We start from the raw sequence: 15,337 nt of genomic DNA, 5'->3' as shown, positions 1-15,337 counted from the left end.
CCTTAGGTTACAGATTTAATAAAATTTATTAAAAATAGACCGCACTTTTGGTTATATTACCATTACGGCAATTCATCAACCTCATCGTTATTGACTTTCGGTGGTAACATATGTTCACGTTTTAAGCCAAAGTCATAAGCAAGGGCAATGGCAACGAAAATAGATGAATAAGTACCAAAACCAATCCCGATAAGTAGGGCAAAAGAGAAACTATGAATAGTTGGTCCACCAAAAATATAAAGGGCTAACACCACAAATAAGGTGGTAATAGATGTCATTAGGGTTCTTGATAAGGTTTGTGTCAAGGAGACATTAATAATATCAAAAACTTCTACACGTCTAATTTTTCTGAGATTTTCCCTTACTCGGTCAAAAACCACGATACTGTCATTTAAGGAATAGCCTACCACCGATAAAATGGCTGCTACGAAAGTTAGATCCACTTCTATTTGGAAGAAGGCAAAAAAACCTAAGGTCATAATTACGTCGTGGGCAAGGGACAGCACAGCACCTAATGCTAAACGCCATTCAAAGCGTGAGCCAATATAAATTAGCAACATAGCAAGGGTCGCTAGGGTTGCATAAATTGCCGAACGTGTGAGTTCCTCCCCAACATTAGGACCAACAAAATCTATGCTTTTCACTGTCACATTTCGATCAAGCTGTTGCATCATTTGTCTAATGGTTGTGCCGATATTAGGATCATTGACTGAAGCAGGTAAGCGAATCATAATATCACGCACACTGCCAGAGGTTTGCACTGTCGCACTATTAATTTGATTTTGTTGTAACGTGGCACGAATTTGCTCAATATTAGCAGGTTGAGAGAAAGACATTTCAATCACTGTCCCACCTGTAAAATCTAAGCCCCAATTAAAACCTTTGGTAAAAATGAAAAATAAGGAAGCCAGGATAACGATACTTGATACCACATATCCCCAAATCCGATATTTCATAAAGTTAATTAAGCCATAGCGAAGTTTGATACCCTGTATCTCTTTGATTGGCTCATTTTTATCTGTTAATAAACTCACAATCTTGTCCTTTCGCTAAATGGATAATTTATTAATGCGTTTACCACCATAAAGGAAGTTGACTAAAGCACGCGTTCCTGTAATTGCGGTAAACATTGAAATTCCTACACCTAGGGCAAGGGTAATGGCAAAACCTTTGACTGGGCCTGATCCCGCGGCATAAAGAATAATAGCCGTAAGAATGGTAGTTAAATTCGCATCAAAGATACTGGTAAATGCCCCATTATACCCTTCATTAATGGCTTGTTGTACCGAACGTCCATTACGAATTTCTTCTTTGATCCGTTCAAAGATCAAGACGTTAGCATCAATGGACATACCTACGGATAACACGATCCCCGCAATCCCCGGCATAGTCAAGGTTGCACCTGGCAATAAGGACATTAAGCCAATTAAAATCACCAAGTTACACACTAAAGCAAGGTTAGCAATCATACCAAATTTACGGTAGTAAAACGCCATAAAGACAATGGTAATCAACAAGCCCCAAAAGCCCGCTTGAATCCCTTGTTCTACATTTTGTGCTCCTAATGATGGGCCTACAGTCCGCTCTTCCACAATTTGAATAGGTGCAATTAATGCGCCTGAACGCAATAACACCGCAAGATTTTGGGCTTCCGCTGGGCTATTTATACCTGTTATACGGAATGAGTTACCTAGTCTTGCTTGAATTGTTGCCACATTAATCACTTCTTCGTGTTTTTCTAAGATGGTTTTCCCTTCAGCATCTTTTTTGCCACTGTCTTTATATTCACTATAAAGTGTTGCCATAGGCTTACCAATAGCAGAACGCGTGGCATTGGACATCAAGTTGCCCCCTTCGCTATCTAAGGAAATATTCACTTGTGGGCGACCATATTCATCACTACTTGATGTCGCATCAGTAATATGTTCACCACCGAGGATCGCACGCTTAAATAACACAACAGGTGCACCATCACGACTATATTTCACTTCAGAATCTGAAGATAATAAGCCACGCACTGCACCATCAATATTGGCAGATTGATTTACCATACGAAACTCAAGGGTTGCGGTTGCACCAAGAATCTCTTTCGCCCGTGCGGTATCCTGCACCCCTGGTAATTCCACCACAATTCGTTCCGCACCTTGTCGCTGAATAACGGGTTCTGATACCCCTAATTCCTCAACCCGTTTGCGTAAAATCGCAATATTTTGTTCTACCGCATTATCTCTTGCTGCAATCAAGGCATTTTGCGACATACTCAAAATAATACTATTCTCATTTAAACGACGTACGTCCCAGTTAGTATGTTGACGGCGTAAAAAACGCACCACATCATCAAGCTGGTTTGCATTAGCTAAGGTTACCAAGGTACTAAAATCATCTGTGCTACGAATAGCCGTATATTGGTATTTTTGCTGACGTAACTCGGTGCGTAAATGATCTTGTAATTGCTCTTGTAGCTTCGTCAATGCAGTATTCATATCCACTTCCATCAAGAAGCGAACACCACCTCGCAAATCTAATCCCCACTTCATTGGATTAGCCCCAATCATTTGTAACCAAGTTGGGGTTGCGGGAGCAAGATTTAACGCCACCGAATAATCTGAGCCTAGTTGTTCAGCAATTTTATCTTTCGCCAGTAATTGTTCATCGGTATTAGCAAAACGTGCCAAAATTGAACTGTTTTCCAACACAATAGATTTCGCCGTTAAGTGATTTTGTTGCAGTACCTTTTGTACTTCACTTAAGGTTACCTCATTAGCAGCTTGTCCTCTTGTGCCAGAAATTTGAACGGCAGGATCTTCGCCGTAAAGATTTGGAAGCGCATATAAAGCACCAATGATGATCACAAGGATCACCATTAGATTCTTCCATAAAGGATAACGATTTAACATAGACTTCCCTTGCGGAAAAGAAATTAATTAGAGAGATTTAATAGAGCCTTTTGGTAATACAGCAACAATAAAATCTTTTTTGATAGTCACTTCATTGTTTTCATTTAAGGCAATCACCACAGAGTCATTCTCAGCAGAAACTTTGGTAATCTTACCAATTAAACCGCCCGATGTTAGCACTTCTTCACCTTTCCCTAAAGATGCCATTAACTCACGATGTTGTTTATTGCGTTTCGCCTGTGGACGATAAATCATAAAATAGAAAATTAACGCAAAAATAACCAACATTAAAATCATTGACATTCCGCCGCCTTGTGCTTCATTCATGATGAAATTCCTCTTAATAATAAATTGTAATAAAAAATAGATGAATAAAAATATTAACGAAAAAATCGTCCGCTAAAAATAGCATAAAATCCATTGAATGTGAAAAAGATATTTAAAAAAGTGCGGTCAGTTTTCAATAAATTTTACGAATTTTCACTTCCCGCTCACTAATGATTTGTAACTCATCGCCACGTTCTTGGCATAACAACACAAAATCCTGCACGATACTGACTGAATTTAACCATAAAATTAACTCATCGCCCACATTAAGGCGATTTAAAGCCTGTTTAGTCATTAATAACGGCAAAGGACAATGATATTGGCGTAAATCAAGCTGATATTGCATAATTATTCATCTAGGTTATGCTCCACGCCGCTTTGCCATCACCGCTCCCATCGCCTTTAACTCTTGTTCAGACAAATATTGTTTACCTAATTCAAACAAAGGCTCTTCAATAGCAATATGAGTATCATAACCTGCAATAAAATTATCAATTAACACTTGATCCACCTGTTCTCTTTCGCCGCCGAGTAATTGCTCCAACTGCACAGACAATAATGCCCAATTCTGGTGTAATTGATGATGTTGCTCAGCTAATTCATTAATACGCTGTTGAGCTTGAGGCTGATGTTTCACTAAGGCAGGAAAAAAATCTCGCTCTTCATCATCATGATGCAAAGGGGCAGATTGATTAAAATAGGTCAAAATTTGCCGAACATCATTTTTTACCGCTTGATTTACCCCATTTTTGCTTAAATAATCTGGTAAAATCGCTAATTGGCGACAAAATTTTTTCACTTTACTATGACAAGCATAAAGCATTTCAATAGGATCTTGCCAACTGGCAAATTGTTGTGGCTCAAAGAATTGCATCATTCCTCCTCTCTATGACAAGCAAAATATTCACAGAAAAAACGAAATCAGCTTAATCGCAAACACTTTGTAATGCAAATGATCTTTAGGGGTATAGTCGTTCGCTATATGGTTCATATAAAATCCAATTAAATACGCTACAATATTTCGAGAATTGGTACAAGAGTTTCCAGTATCTACACCATCCAGAGATGGAAGAAAAACTCTTAACGAAAGAAATGTATTGTTAAACCTGATATGATTGATAGCGAGTGCCTTAAAGCCGATGTTGAAGATTATCCCGATGATTATCAATGGCAGTAGGCACAGCATTTAGGTGTAGTCAGAATGCCATTTGTACGGCTTTAAAATGTATGATAACAGAGCGTATGCACAAAGAGGTAAATCTTATATTATCCGTACAACTGGTAACTTAAAAAGCAGTCATTATTTTAGATAATGCGTATTTTTATAGAATGGCTATTTTGCAGCCATAGTGAATAAGCGTAGACATTATATTTTGCCTCTGGCATCTTATTCACCAGAACTCAATCCCATTGAGCGAACTTGGGCAAATATTAAGAAATATATACGGGCAGTATTGCCTTGTTCAGATAACTTGACGGATATATTGGTGGATCTTAATTCTCAATTTTCTAAATCTTGTAACAAATCTTCAACAAAAGTAGGAACAACTTCACTGGCTTTTCCGTATATAGCTTGTTTGAAGGCGCTATAACCTTGGCTTTTTTTTAAATTTAATTCAATGCTTATTGCACCTTGTAAATTGGCTTCTTTTACAAATCCTGCTGCAGGATAAACATTGCCAGAGGTACCAATGGAAATAAAATAATCACATTCTGCTAATGCTTGATAAATTTTCTCCATATACAATGGCATTTCGCCAAACCAAACAATATGCGGACGTAATTGACGAGGTGGTTGGCAGCAAGTACAACGATCTTGTTCAGTAATGTCTTTTTGCCAAGGATAAACTTTGCCTGATCCGATACAACGTGCTTTTAATAATTCGCCATGCATATGAAGAATATTTTTACTGCCTGCACGTTCATGTAGATTATCTATATTTTGCGTAATAATAAGGAGATTGTCGCCAAGGGTTTGTTCTAATTTTGCTAAGGCAAAATGGGCTGGGTTCGGTTGGATTTCTGGGCTTAATAATTGGCGCCGCCGTTGGTTGTAAAAATCTTGAACTAATTGGGGACGACGTTTAAAGGCTTTTGGCGTGGCGACATCTTCAATACGATGATTTTCCCACAAGCCATCATTGGCACGAAAAGTTTTTATACCAGATTCCGCAGAAATGCCTGCACCTGTTAAGATGACGACTTTGGCAATCATGATTTTCTCCTATTTTTTATCATTATTGAATTGTCTCACTTTAAAATAAGATAATCCATAACATAGTGCTATCTCAAAATGAAACAACAAATATCTTAAAGTAAATGGGTAGGTAACTGCTGAATAATTTTTTCAATCTGTTTTAACCCATTTAGCCTTGTATGGCTTAGTCGTTGAGCAATACCCAGTTGAGTAAAGTAAGCGTTGAGGTCAAAATGGCGTAACTGTTCAGCAGTTTGTGGTGTGATGGCTTGTAAAAGTATCCATAATAAACCGTTAATGACTCTTGCTTCACTATAGGCGGTAAACTGAAAAGTGCGGTCAGTTTTTGCAATAAATTTAAACCATACTTTAGCCTCGCAACCATAGATTTCTTGCATTTGTGCTAATTCTTCTTGGCTAGGGCGAGGTAAATACTTGCTCGCTTGAATAATTAAACGATAGCGTGTTTCCCAGTTTTCTGCTTGGCGAATTTGTTCAATGAGATTCATACTTCCTCTAATAGTTGTAAACTTTTTTCTAGGGCGACAAAGAAGCGTTCAATATCCTGTTGGTGGTTATAAGGGGCTAAGGATAGACGCAATGTGGCGGATTGTCCTAGCCGGGCTAAATAAGGTTGAGCACAATGTTCTCCGCTGCGTAACGCAATTTTTTGTTCTGCGAGTAAGGTGGCTAAATCGGCACAATGAATATGTTCAAAAATAAAACAAACCACCGTACTTGGCTGAGGCGAATTAAATAAACGACAAGCAGGATATTGGGCGAGTTTATTTTTGATTTGTTGAGCAAGGGCAATACTATGTTGTTCCGCTTGATGAAGATCAAATTGTGCTAACCAAGCGAGTACCGCATTAAATCCTATTACGGCGGCAATATTAGGGGTACCTGCCTCTAATTTATAAGGCAATGGTGCAAAACCAATATGTTGTTTAGACACTTTTTCAATCATTTTGCCGCCATAGCATAATGGTTGTAATACATCGAGGCTGCTTAATTTACCACTTAACACGCCAAGCCCAGTAGGACCATACAGTTTATGAGCAGAAAATGCTAGAAAATCGGCATCGAGTTCCGCTAAATTTATCGGTTTATGGCTGATGGCTTGTGCGGCATCAACAAGGATAAAGGCTTGTGAATGGGCACGAATAATCGGAATAAGTTGATTGAGCGGTTGTTCTGTGCCTGTCACATTTGAAATATAATTCAGGGCAACGATCTTGGTACGTGAGGTTAAGGCTTGTTTTAATTGTTGCGGATCGATGAGCCAATTTTCTTGTAAAGATAAAATAATTAATTTTGCACCGCACTTTTTCGCAATGGCTGACCAAGTAACAAAATTGGCATGATGATCCGCTTCGCTGATGATAATTTCATCGCCAGCTTGTAATTGTGGTAATAATCCATACGCCACCGTATTAATGGCTTGCGTTGTGCCTGAGGTCCAAATAATGGCTTGAGGGCTTTCTGCCCCAATAAAATCCGCACAGCGTTGACGAGCTTGCTCATAGAGGTAGGTTTGCTGTTCATCATATTGACTGCGATGTACAGATCCCGCAGATTGGTAAAAAGCCACTGTGGCATCAATTAATGCTTGTGGCTTTAAACTGGTCGCCGCTGAGTCTAAATAACTTGTGGTTTGATTTTGTTGTAAATAAGGGAAATGCTGACGAAACTGTTCAACATCAAATTGCATAGTTTATTTTCCTTTCGTTTTCTTTGCTTGTTGTTGACGCCAAAGGCTCGGTGGTTGAGGCGATTTATCTCGCCATAACCCCACTTTTTTATGTTGGGCTTGTTGTTGTGCTTTAAAATAAGCAGGATCGCGTACATATTGATGATAAGCCCATGCCATACCTTGTTGTACCATCATTAAATTAATATTTTGTCCTCGATGATTGTACACCGTCGCTAAAGTACGCTGATAACGATCATAACCTGTAATAGATAAGGTGACCTGTTTTTTATAAATGAATTGTGCGAGAGTTTGACGTGCTTTATTACCAAAGGCTTGCTTACGTTCAGGGGCATCAATTTCTGCCAGCCTTACTTTGATGGTTTTATTATTCGCCAATAAACAACTAAAGGTATCGCCATCGGATATTTTAACAACATAACATTGTATTTGCCGATTTGCGAAAGCGGTATGTGTTATCACACAGCATAAGCCGATCAATAAACAATGAGAATAAAAAGCAAAGGGGCGAAAAGATTTAATTAAGATCAAAAATTTCTGTAATAGCATTCACATCAATACCAAAATAAGAGTAAAATTATTTTATAAAATTTATCAAGATTTTTTAAAGGTGTTTCAATGAAAAGAAAAATCCTTGATTTATGTCGTTCCTTGGCGATTTTATATCTTATGTTCTTTTTAGGCAAGGCGATTGCTTACCTTGTTCCCATTGGTGTCCCTGCCAGTATTTGGGGATTATTACTTTTGTTTATGGCATTATGCTTGAAAATTATCCAATTAGACTGGCTTTATTTTGGTGCAGGATTATTTATTCGCTATATGGCACTCCTTTTTATCCCCGTCAGTGTCGGCGTGATAAAATATTCCGATTTATTATTTTCCCAAGCCAAAGCCTTACTCATTCCCAATATTGTTAGCACGATAATTACCCTAATTTTTATTGGCTTATTTTCAGATTATGTGTTTTCTCGCACATCATTTAAACATCTTAGAAAAAAAGTGTTAAAAAGACGCTTAAAATTAACTGCCAAATAGGGAAAAAGAAAAATGGAATATCTCATTTATGTTTATACTTTACTCACTATTACAGTTTTTGCACTTGCGGTCAAAATTAATCGCCATTGGAAATCACTCATTTTTAACTCTTTTGTCTTAAGTGTCCTCTTTCTTATTGCGATTCTACTATTAACAGGCATTTCCTATGATCATTATATGGCAGGCAATGCCCCCTTAAACCATCTCTTATCATTGGGTGTCGTGGCACTCGCTTTACCCTTATATGAACAGCTTCCTCAAATTCGTAAACAATGGCGTGCCATTTTATTGATTAGCTTACTCGCTACTATTGTCGCAATGTTAAGCGGTGCAATCGTTGCCTTACTATTAGGCGCAAGCCCAGATATTATCGCCACCATTTTACCAAAATCCGTAACAACCCCAATAGCAATGGAAGTGGCTGACAATATTGGCGGTGTCGTAGCCCTTACGGCGGTCAGTGTCGTTATTGCTGGTTTAATCGGCTCGGTTTTTGGTTATTTAATTTTGCGTAAAATGCGGATTAAATATCTTGAATCTATTGGACTCGCATTAGGCTCTACAGCCCACGCCCTAGGCACTGCCACCGCAATGCAAGAAGACGTTAAAGCTGGCAGCTATAGTTCATTAGCATTAGTATTATGTGGCATAATGAGCTCTTTACTTGCTCCGTTGATGTTTAGGGTGGTTTGTACTTTAGGATTTTAATAGGAAATGTTCAAAAAATGATTAATAATATTGGAAAAAACTATGCAAGAAAACCATTTAGTTGAGCAATTTTTAACAGATTTATACTTAGAGAAAGGGGTGTCACAGAATACGATCGTTTCTTATCGTTTAGATTTACAGGCATTATTGCTTTGGCTTAAAAGTCATAAACATAGTTTATTGGAATTGGATAGCGTTGATTTACAAACTTTTTTAGGGGAGCGTTTACAACAAGGGTATAAATCTACTTCAATGGCACGTATGCTAAGTAGCATTCGCAAATTTTTTCAGTATTTGTATCGTGAAAAATATCGTCAAGATGATCCAAGTGCGGTGTTAAATTCGCCTAAATTGCCGAGTCGTTTACCCAAATATTTATCGGAGCAGCAAGTTACAGATTTATTAAATACGCCTAATGTAGAAATTCCGTTGGAGTTGCGCGATAAGGCAATGCTTGAGTTATTGTATGCCACAGGATTGCGTGTAACGGAATTGGTCTCTTTGCAAATGGATAATATTAGTCTTAGTCAAGGGATTGTAAGAGTCATTGGTAAGGGGAATAAGGAACGCTTAGTACCGATGGGGCAGGAGGCGGTGCATTGGATCAATGCGTTTCTGAGTTATGGGCGAGGAAATTTATTAAATGGGCAGAGTTCTGATGTGTTATTTCCTAGTCGTTTAGGCGTTCAGATGACGAGGCAAACTTTTTGGCATCGGGTTAAACATTATGCGGTGTTAGCTCAGATTGATACGGAGCAATTATCTCCTCATGTGTTACGCCATGCGTTTGCCACCCATTTGGTTAATCATGGTGCTGATTTGCGTGTTGTACAGATGTTATTAGGGCATAGTGATTTATCCACAACGCAAATCTATACCCATGTCGCTAAAGAGCGTTTGAAGCGTTTACATGAACGTTTTCACCCAAGGGGATAAGAAATTATTAACAATTTAAGAAAATCATTATTAGCCACTATTTTGTCATTCTCCTCCAAAAAAATAATACAGCGTTAAAGGTCTCGCTGTATTATTTTAAATTGAACCACTATAACCCTTGTTCCTTTTTAATAGCCTTCTTCTTGCATATTAGGCAAAAATTGGGCTTGTTGGATACGATGGACTTGGCTTGTTATTGTTCCATCTGGGTGCAATGTTAATTCTCGCCAGCCCGGTTGCAAGGTATCTAGGGTAAATTGGTTGCAATCTGGTTTGAATTGAATACAGGTGGACGGGGTAGCCATCACAGGATAGCCTTGCCATTGACTATCAACTTGTTGATGAATATGTCCATGCAAAATGCCTTTAATTTGTTTAAAGGGGGCGAGAATATCCGCTAAATGTTGGCTATTACGTAAATTATGTTGATCAAGCCAAGCAGAATTGGTTGATAATAAATGGTGATGCAACACAATTAAGCTATATCGCTCTGGGTATGCGGTTAAGGTGTGTTGTAGCCAATCAAGTTGGTATTGGCTGAGTTCGCCATGGGGGACACCAAAAACTTGGCTATCCAATAATAAAATTTGCCATTGATCGCCGAGGAGAATATGTTTAGCTGGGTGAATATTGCCATGACTTTGATTAAGCAATTCTCGCATTTTAGGCTGTAAATCGTGGTTACCCGGGATCCAAAAGCAGATTTTGTCTAATTGCTTAATGCTTTGACAAAAATGTAAATAACCTTGTTCACTGTTGTCTTGCACCAAATCGCCTGTTGCTAAGATAAGATCGTAGGCAAAGTTGCGTTGCTTAATTTCGGCTAAGACTTGTTGAAAACTGGCAAAGGTATTTATGCCCAATAGTTCTGAATTTGTATCAGCAAATAAATGAGGATCAGTTATTTGTAATAGTCTAATTACCGATCCTGCTGCGGTATCCAATGAAAATAAATTTTCCAAGTTAGACTCCTAACACAAACAAAATAAATAAAAACATTATGAATATAGTTGTTCCACTTAAAAGGCGATCAATGCTGTATTATTTTATAGTTGACCGATTATAGTGAACAACCTTGATGGAAATTTAGTTACCTGCAAAAAATACAGCAAGCAAAATTAAAAAATGCTAACAAGATCATATTTTTTGAACAAAAAAGTAGGTGATATGTTATTTTTCTAGCCATTTATGCTGTAATTCTGAATAATGCAGTTGTAACCACTGCAATCCCATTACCGCAAGAGAGTTATCAATATGTCCTGAGGCGATACCTTGATAAGCGGTATTGCGATCCAATACTTGAACACGAATATCCTCATTTTCATTTTTTAAGCCATGAATACCTTTCGCTTTGGTGGCATCCACTTTGGCAACAAAAAAGTGAATACGTTCTGAAACGCCGCCAGGGCTATCCCAAACACTGAATAAATAATCTAAATGTTCTAATTCTATGCCTGCTTCTTCTTTTGCTTCGCGGATCGCCACTTGTTCGGGATTTTCGTCTTTTTCAATCATTCCTGCGATCATTTCTAATAACCAAGGGGAGCCTGTGCCATTAGGAATATAAGCCCCAATTCTCACTTGTTCCACCATAACTACTTTATCCCTATTGGGATCATAAGCGATAACCACAACTGCTTGTCCTTTATTTAATAATTCTCTGGTCACAATCTCGCTCATTCCTCCGTTAAATAGCTTATGGCGAAATTGAATTTTTTGCATGGTAAAAAAGCCTTGATAAACCGTATCTCGGCGGATAATTTCAATATCTTGTTGGCTAAATGTTGATGTCATTGTTACTCCAGTATTTGTTTAGATTTTATAGGGTTATTAAGGATTAACCTGATAATAAATGGGATTAAGCAGGGATTTTGGTTGTAATTGGTTATGTTGCCATTGTAGCAATATGGCTTGTTGTATATCTTCATTGCTAAATGCAGCTAAGTAAAAAGGAAATTGTTGGCTATATAATAGATTGCCTTGAGGACAATAAGCGGAGCGTAAAATCCTTTGTTGTGGAAAATGTTGTACTTCGGATAAATGGGCAATGCCTGCACCTTGTGATTTGAGTATGGCCTCACGCAAGCACCAACAACGATAGAAACTTTGTTCGGCATTGATTTGCTGTTTAAACCAAGCCAACTCATCATTGGGGGAAAAATAATGCATTAATGCCAAATAATCTCGAGGTTTTTGTACAAATTCAATGTCAATTCCTACCGCACTTTTGGCTTTTTTCTGCATAATGAGGGCAACCCAATCGCCAGAATGGCTAATATTAAAATCAATGCCGTTGTCGGCAAATTGCGGTCTGCCGTTATGGGCAATAGTTATTTGGCTTAATAATTGCGGATCCGATTGTAAGTATTGTAAGCCTTGCCATAATAAAAAATGTGCCATTCTACGTCCTTGATATTTACGCCATAAACGTAAATTATGCGTAGGGGCTGGCTGGCATAGGCGTTCTTGTAATAAGGAGGACGGTATGCGTTCAAAAGGAAAGCTATCTTGAATATTGGCGTAAAGAATAATCGTGGACATTATAATATTGCCCCGTTAAACGGGGCTTGAGGTTATTTTTGACTACAAACCGCAATAAAATTGAGTTTATTATCGGGATGATTAAAGGTTTTAAACATTTTCTTAAAGGTTTCACGATTTTCGGATTTTAAGGCATTTTTAATAATTTTAAAGGTGCCGAGTATCCCTTCATCATAAATCATTCCTGCGGGAGATAATAAAGTCATTTTGCCTGAATAGGTGTCAATATTACGGAAACCACAATCCGCAAATACAGATTTCCAGCCTTCTTTGGTTAAAGGTGTCACAGTAATATTAATGGCATCGCGTAATTGAGCAATAATATCTGCTGAATTTTCCGAGGTAAGCATCACATCATGGGTTAATAAAAAACCATTGGGTTTTAGCACACGATAATATTCGGTCACTGCTTTGATTTTAGCTTGCAAAGGCAACATAGTTAGCATAGCTTCATTAATCACAATATCAAAACTATTGTCATCAAAAGGTAATTTCATGGCATTAGCCCGTTGAACGTGAATTTTATCTTGTAAATGATGGCTGGCGATATTGGCTTGTGCTTTAGCAAGGGCATTTTCATCTAAATCCACGCCCTCAATATGGCAGCCAAATTGTTGTGCTAGCCCAATGGCGGTTGTGCCCATATTACAAGCCACTTCAAGCACTTTCTTGTCTGCATTAAAATCCCCATTAGCAATTAACCAATCTGTGGCTTTTCTACCACCAGGACGCAAACGAGTTTTCCCTAAACGTGCAAGAAAATTATGCCCAACTTCATCTTTTTTCATTTTTCTCTCCTCAATAATTGATTATTCTGTTGTGATTATTATAAATAAAAATCATTCCTATTAAATAAACAAAAGTGAGTAGGGGAAAAAGAAAAAGTGCGGTAAATTTGACCGCACTTTTTTCTTATCTTGTGCCATAAACCACAATTGTTTTACCATGAGCAGAAATAAGATCTTGTTCTTCAAGCATTTTTAAAATACGCCCTACGGTTTCTCGAGAGCAACCTACCATTTGCCCAATTTCTTGACGTGTGGTTTTAATTTGCATTCCTCTCGGGTGTGTCATCGCATCTGGCATACGAGCTAAATGCAATAAGGTTTGAGCAATACGCCCTGTGACATCAAGGAAAGCAAGGTTTGTTACCTGTTTGGACGTATTTTGCAAACGGCGTGCTAATTGTGCCGTTAAATACATAAGAATATCAGGGTTCATTTGAATTAACTGACGAAATTTTTTATAGGAAATCTCGGCAATTTCGCAAGGTGTTTTTGCCTTAACAGAAGCGGTGCGTTCTTCACTTTTATCAAATAACCCTAATTCCCCCAAGAAATTATTTTCACTTAAATAAGATAAAATCATTTCTTTGCCTTCTTCATCTTTAGCATACACAGCGACCGAGCCTTTAATCAAATAATATAGAGTATCCGCTTTTTCGCCCGCATGAATTAAGGTGCTTTTGGCAGGGTATTTATGGATATGACAATGGGAAAGAAACCACGTTAGTACAGGATCTGATGGCTGATAAGGTTCTGTAGCTTGAGTTTGTTCTTTGGATTGCTCTAACGTTTGAGGTTGCTGTTCTTGCCCCTCTTGCGTTGGTAAACCTTGTTGCTGCGTTTGTTGTGCAGGTCCTTGCATAAATACCTCGACGAAAAATGTCCTAATTTAAATTAACCTAGAAACGCTGACTTATCTTTAATATCAACACTTTGATGCAACTCTGACCAAACAATAATTGCATCACCTTGCTTGATTTTTGCCAATAATGTCGCTCTTTTTGTTGCTAGCGGTAATTCTTCCATTCCATAATCAGTTCCTTCACGCAAAATAAAACTTTCTATAATATTAATTAAAGTATGTTCATCTAACTCTTGCCAAGGAATAATCATCGTGCTTTCCTATTCTACAACTATGCAAATAATGATTCAATAAAACGCCATTGTTGATCAAAACTTTGGCTTGAATTATAACGAAAATTTGATCGAACATAACGCATAAATTGCCCTTCACAAACGGTGACTAAATGTGAAGCAATGATACGCTCATCAACTAAAAAGGCTTTACCCTCACGCAATTTACGCATTTGCAAAATATTGGTAAATTGGAACTCCAACCGATCAAAAAATTGCGCTACGCGTAATTGCAACGCTGTTTCTTCAAACATCAAAGCATGCCCCGTTAATATACGAGTTACACCGGGATTTTTACGGGCAAAGTCCAATACCATTTGCATAATATCTTTAACACGCTCCATAGTATTGGTTTGCATTTTCATTGATTGATTAATTCTACTGAGTAACGTAACTTCAATGGAATCAATTAATGCTTCAAACATTTTCGTTTTGCTTGGAAAATAGCGATATAACGCCGCTTCTGAAACGCCCACTTCTGAAGCTAAACGTGCGGTGGTTATCCGCTCCATACCACGTTCAGAATGCAACAAGTGAGTGAGCACCGTTAGCACTTGTTGTTGCCGTTCTTTTTTGGTTCTTTTTGTTGTTTGTGTTTGTTCAGCCATTATTGTTTTCCAGAATGTCCAAAGCCCCCTTCGCCACGCTCGGTTTGACGAAAGTCTTCAACAATATTGAACTCTGCTTGTACAACAGGCACAAAAACAAGCTGAGCAATACGATCACCAACTTCAATGGTAAAAGGTTCATTACTCCGATTCCATAATGACACCATCAAAGGTCCTTGATAGTCAGAATCAATCAATCCCACTAAATTACCCAACACAATACCATGCTTATGCCCTAAACCTGAGCGAGGTAAAATCACTGCGGCTAAATTTGGATCTGCAATATAAATAGATAAGCCCGTAGGAATTAAAACGGTTTCTCCAGCGGGAACGGTTAAACTCTGCTCAAGGCAAGCACGCAAATCTAATCCTGCTGAGCCTGACGTAGCATAGGTAGGTAAAGGAAATTCATTTCCTAAACGAGGATCTAAAATTTTTACATCAATTTTTTGCATAAT

20 protein-coding genes are annotated in these 15,337 nt (G+C 38.1%); 3 read left to right on the top strand and 17 right to left on the bottom strand.

What is annotated here, in order from left to right; genetic code table 11:
* Positions 1 to 62: 62 nt before the first annotated feature.
* The 9 genes from secF to EV694_RS03735 all read right to left on the bottom strand — a co-directional run bounded on the left by secF (position 63) and on the right by EV694_RS03735 (position 7,681).
* A complete protein-coding gene (secF, locus tag EV694_RS03780; RefSeq protein WP_132689513.1) occupies positions 63 to 1,034 on the bottom strand; it encodes a protein translocase subunit SecF in 972 nt (323 codons plus the stop codon).
* A 15-nt stretch (positions 1,035 to 1,049) separates the two neighbouring features.
* Entirely contained in the window at positions 1,050 to 2,897 is a 1,848-nt protein-coding gene (gene secD, locus EV694_RS03775) for a protein translocase subunit SecD (protein ID WP_132689510.1), read from the bottom strand.
* Positions 2,898 to 2,924: 27 nt separating this feature from the next.
* Positions 2,925 to 3,224, bottom strand: coding sequence for a preprotein translocase subunit YajC (gene yajC, locus EV694_RS03770; protein ID WP_132689508.1), 300 nt, complete (start codon positions 3,222 to 3,224; stop codon positions 2,925 to 2,927).
* A gap of 133 nt (positions 3,225 to 3,357) precedes the next feature.
* Positions 3,358 to 3,570, bottom strand: a complete 213-nt coding sequence (locus tag EV694_RS03765; RefSeq protein WP_424580042.1) for a sulfurtransferase TusA family protein — start codon at positions 3,568 to 3,570, stop codon at positions 3,358 to 3,360.
* 15 nt (positions 3,571 to 3,585) lie between these two features.
* A complete protein-coding gene (locus EV694_RS03760) occupies positions 3,586 to 4,098 on the bottom strand; it encodes a hemerythrin domain-containing protein (protein ID WP_132689502.1) in 513 nt (170 codons plus the stop codon).
* 627 nt (positions 4,099 to 4,725) lie between these two features.
* Positions 4,726 to 5,439 carry a Sir2 family NAD+-dependent deacetylase gene (gene cobB, locus EV694_RS03750; RefSeq protein ID WP_132689499.1) on the bottom strand — a complete coding sequence of 238 codons (714 nt, stop codon included), beginning with the start codon at positions 5,437 to 5,439 and terminating at the stop codon, positions 4,726 to 4,728.
* A 95-nt stretch (positions 5,440 to 5,534) separates the two neighbouring features.
* The gene (locus EV694_RS03745) at positions 5,535 to 5,930 is read right to left on the bottom strand and encodes a SufE family protein (RefSeq protein WP_132689496.1); all 396 of its coding nucleotides are present in this window, start codon (positions 5,928 to 5,930) and stop codon (positions 5,535 to 5,537) included.
* Positions 5,927 to 7,132 (bottom strand): aminotransferase class V-fold PLP-dependent enzyme, encoded by a 1,206-nt coding sequence (locus tag EV694_RS03740; RefSeq protein ID WP_132689494.1) that lies wholly within the window; start codon positions 7,130 to 7,132, stop codon positions 5,927 to 5,929. Before EV694_RS03740 ends, EV694_RS03745 begins: the two co-directional genes overlap by 4 nt.
* 3 nt (positions 7,133 to 7,135) lie before the next feature.
* Positions 7,136 to 7,681 (bottom strand): thermonuclease family protein, encoded by a 546-nt coding sequence (locus EV694_RS03735; protein ID WP_132689491.1) that lies wholly within the window; start codon positions 7,679 to 7,681, stop codon positions 7,136 to 7,138.
* A 69-nt stretch (positions 7,682 to 7,750) separates the two neighbouring features.
* On the opposite strand from EV694_RS03735, the gene EV694_RS03730 reads away from it, so the two are divergent.
* From EV694_RS03730 to xerD, 3 genes are read left to right on the top strand one after another with little or no spacing between them, the layout of a single operon-like run.
* Complete coding sequence (locus EV694_RS03730; RefSeq protein WP_132689488.1) at positions 7,751 to 8,167, top strand: CidA/LrgA family protein; 417 nt, start codon at positions 7,751 to 7,753, stop codon at positions 8,165 to 8,167.
* Between the two features lie 12 nt (positions 8,168 to 8,179).
* Positions 8,180 to 8,875 carry a CidB/LrgB family autolysis modulator gene (locus tag EV694_RS03725; protein WP_132689485.1) on the top strand — a complete coding sequence of 232 codons (696 nt, stop codon included), beginning with the start codon at positions 8,180 to 8,182 and terminating at the stop codon, positions 8,873 to 8,875.
* A gap of 42 nt (positions 8,876 to 8,917) precedes the next feature.
* Entirely contained in the window at positions 8,918 to 9,811 is an 894-nt protein-coding gene (gene xerD / locus EV694_RS03720) for a site-specific tyrosine recombinase XerD (protein ID WP_132689482.1), read from the top strand.
* Between the two features lie 128 nt (positions 9,812 to 9,939).
* Here xerD and cpdA read toward each other — a convergent pair whose 3' ends face one another.
* The 8 genes from cpdA to dut form a co-directional block, all read right to left on the bottom strand.
* Positions 9,940 to 10,773 carry a 3',5'-cyclic-AMP phosphodiesterase gene (cpdA, locus tag EV694_RS03715; RefSeq protein WP_243645971.1) on the bottom strand — a complete coding sequence of 278 codons (834 nt, stop codon included), beginning with the start codon at positions 10,771 to 10,773 and terminating at the stop codon, positions 9,940 to 9,942.
* Positions 10,774 to 10,981: 208 nt separating this feature from the next.
* On the bottom strand, positions 10,982 to 11,605 hold the full coding sequence (gene nudF / locus EV694_RS03710; RefSeq protein ID WP_132689479.1) for an ADP-ribose diphosphatase: 624 nt from the start codon (positions 11,603 to 11,605) through the stop codon (positions 10,982 to 10,984).
* A gap of 36 nt (positions 11,606 to 11,641) precedes the next feature.
* Positions 11,642 to 12,352: a 4'-phosphopantetheinyl transferase family protein gene (locus EV694_RS03705; protein WP_132689476.1), complete on the bottom strand. Its 711-nt coding sequence runs from the start codon at positions 12,350 to 12,352 to the stop codon at positions 11,642 to 11,644.
* Positions 12,353 to 12,384: 32 nt separating this feature from the next.
* Complete coding sequence (locus EV694_RS03700) at positions 12,385 to 13,140, bottom strand: class I SAM-dependent methyltransferase (RefSeq protein ID WP_132689474.1); 756 nt, start codon at positions 13,138 to 13,140, stop codon at positions 12,385 to 12,387.
* A 124-nt stretch (positions 13,141 to 13,264) separates the two neighbouring features.
* On the bottom strand, positions 13,265 to 13,999 hold the full coding sequence (crp, locus tag EV694_RS03695; RefSeq protein ID WP_132689471.1) for a cAMP-activated global transcriptional regulator CRP: 735 nt from the start codon (positions 13,997 to 13,999) through the stop codon (positions 13,265 to 13,267).
* A 32-nt stretch (positions 14,000 to 14,031) separates the two neighbouring features.
* Positions 14,032 to 14,250: a YheU family protein gene (locus EV694_RS03690; RefSeq protein ID WP_132689468.1), complete on the bottom strand. Its 219-nt coding sequence runs from the start codon at positions 14,248 to 14,250 to the stop codon at positions 14,032 to 14,034.
* Between the two features lie 20 nt (positions 14,251 to 14,270).
* Complete coding sequence (gene slmA / locus EV694_RS03685) at positions 14,271 to 14,879, bottom strand: nucleoid occlusion factor SlmA (RefSeq protein WP_132689465.1); 609 nt, start codon at positions 14,877 to 14,879, stop codon at positions 14,271 to 14,273.
* Positions 14,879 to 15,334, bottom strand: coding sequence for a dUTP diphosphatase (gene dut / locus EV694_RS03680; RefSeq protein WP_132689462.1), 456 nt, complete (start codon positions 15,332 to 15,334; stop codon positions 14,879 to 14,881). The genes slmA and dut overlap by 1 nt, the downstream gene beginning before the upstream one ends.
* Between the last annotated feature and the right edge of the window lie 3 nt (positions 15,335 to 15,337).

The sequence above is a fragment of the Volucribacter psittacicida genome (genome assembly GCF_004339025.1).
Classification (GTDB): Bacteria; Pseudomonadota; Gammaproteobacteria; order Enterobacterales; family Pasteurellaceae; genus Volucribacter; species Volucribacter psittacicida.
The sequence above is the reverse complement of the archived record's forward strand: the minus strand, read 5'-3'. Positions and strand labels throughout refer to the sequence as shown.

Excerpts from the sequence above, each read along its gene's own strand:
- secD (WP_132689510.1), bottom strand. The coding sequence starts at position 2,897 with ATGTTAAATCGTTATCCTTTATGGAAGAATCTAATGGTGATCCTTGTG.
- yajC (WP_132689508.1), bottom strand. The coding sequence starts at position 3,224 with ATGAATGAAGCACAAGGCGGCGGAATGTCAATGATTTTAATGTTGGTT.
- EV694_RS03765 (WP_424580042.1), bottom strand. The coding sequence starts at position 3,570 with ATGCAATATCAGCTTGATTTACGCCAATATCATTGTCCTTTGCCGTTA.
- EV694_RS03760 (WP_132689502.1), bottom strand. The coding sequence starts at position 4,098 with ATGCAATTCTTTGAGCCACAACAATTTGCCAGTTGGCAAGATCCTATT.
- cobB (WP_132689499.1), bottom strand. The coding sequence starts at position 5,439 with ATGATTGCCAAAGTCGTCATCTTAACAGGTGCAGGCATTTCTGCGGAA.
- EV694_RS03745 (WP_132689496.1), bottom strand. The coding sequence starts at position 5,930 with ATGAATCTCATTGAACAAATTCGCCAAGCAGAAAACTGGGAAACACGC.
- EV694_RS03740 (WP_132689494.1), bottom strand. The coding sequence starts at position 7,132 with ATGCAATTTGATGTTGAACAGTTTCGTCAGCATTTCCCTTATTTACAA.
- EV694_RS03735 (WP_132689491.1), bottom strand. The coding sequence starts at position 7,681 with ATGCTATTACAGAAATTTTTGATCTTAATTAAATCTTTTCGCCCCTTT.
- EV694_RS03730 (WP_132689488.1), top strand. The coding sequence starts at position 7,751 with ATGAAAAGAAAAATCCTTGATTTATGTCGTTCCTTGGCGATTTTATAT.
- EV694_RS03725 (WP_132689485.1), top strand. The coding sequence starts at position 8,180 with ATGGAATATCTCATTTATGTTTATACTTTACTCACTATTACAGTTTTT.
- xerD (WP_132689482.1), top strand. The coding sequence starts at position 8,918 with ATGCAAGAAAACCATTTAGTTGAGCAATTTTTAACAGATTTATACTTA.
- nudF (WP_132689479.1), bottom strand. The coding sequence starts at position 11,605 with ATGACATCAACATTTAGCCAACAAGATATTGAAATTATCCGCCGAGAT.
- EV694_RS03705 (WP_132689476.1), bottom strand. The coding sequence starts at position 12,352 with ATGTCCACGATTATTCTTTACGCCAATATTCAAGATAGCTTTCCTTTT.
- EV694_RS03700 (WP_132689474.1), bottom strand. The coding sequence starts at position 13,140 with ATGAAAAAAGATGAAGTTGGGCATAATTTTCTTGCACGTTTAGGGAAA.
- crp (WP_132689471.1), bottom strand. The coding sequence starts at position 13,999 with ATGCAAGGACCTGCACAACAAACGCAGCAACAAGGTTTACCAACGCAA.
- EV694_RS03690 (WP_132689468.1), bottom strand. The coding sequence starts at position 14,250 with ATGATTATTCCTTGGCAAGAGTTAGATGAACATACTTTAATTAATATT.
- slmA (WP_132689465.1), bottom strand. The coding sequence starts at position 14,879 with ATGGCTGAACAAACACAAACAACAAAAAGAACCAAAAAAGAACGGCAA.
- dut (WP_132689462.1), bottom strand. The coding sequence starts at position 15,334 with ATGCAAAAAATTGATGTAAAAATTTTAGATCCTCGTTTAGGAAATGAA.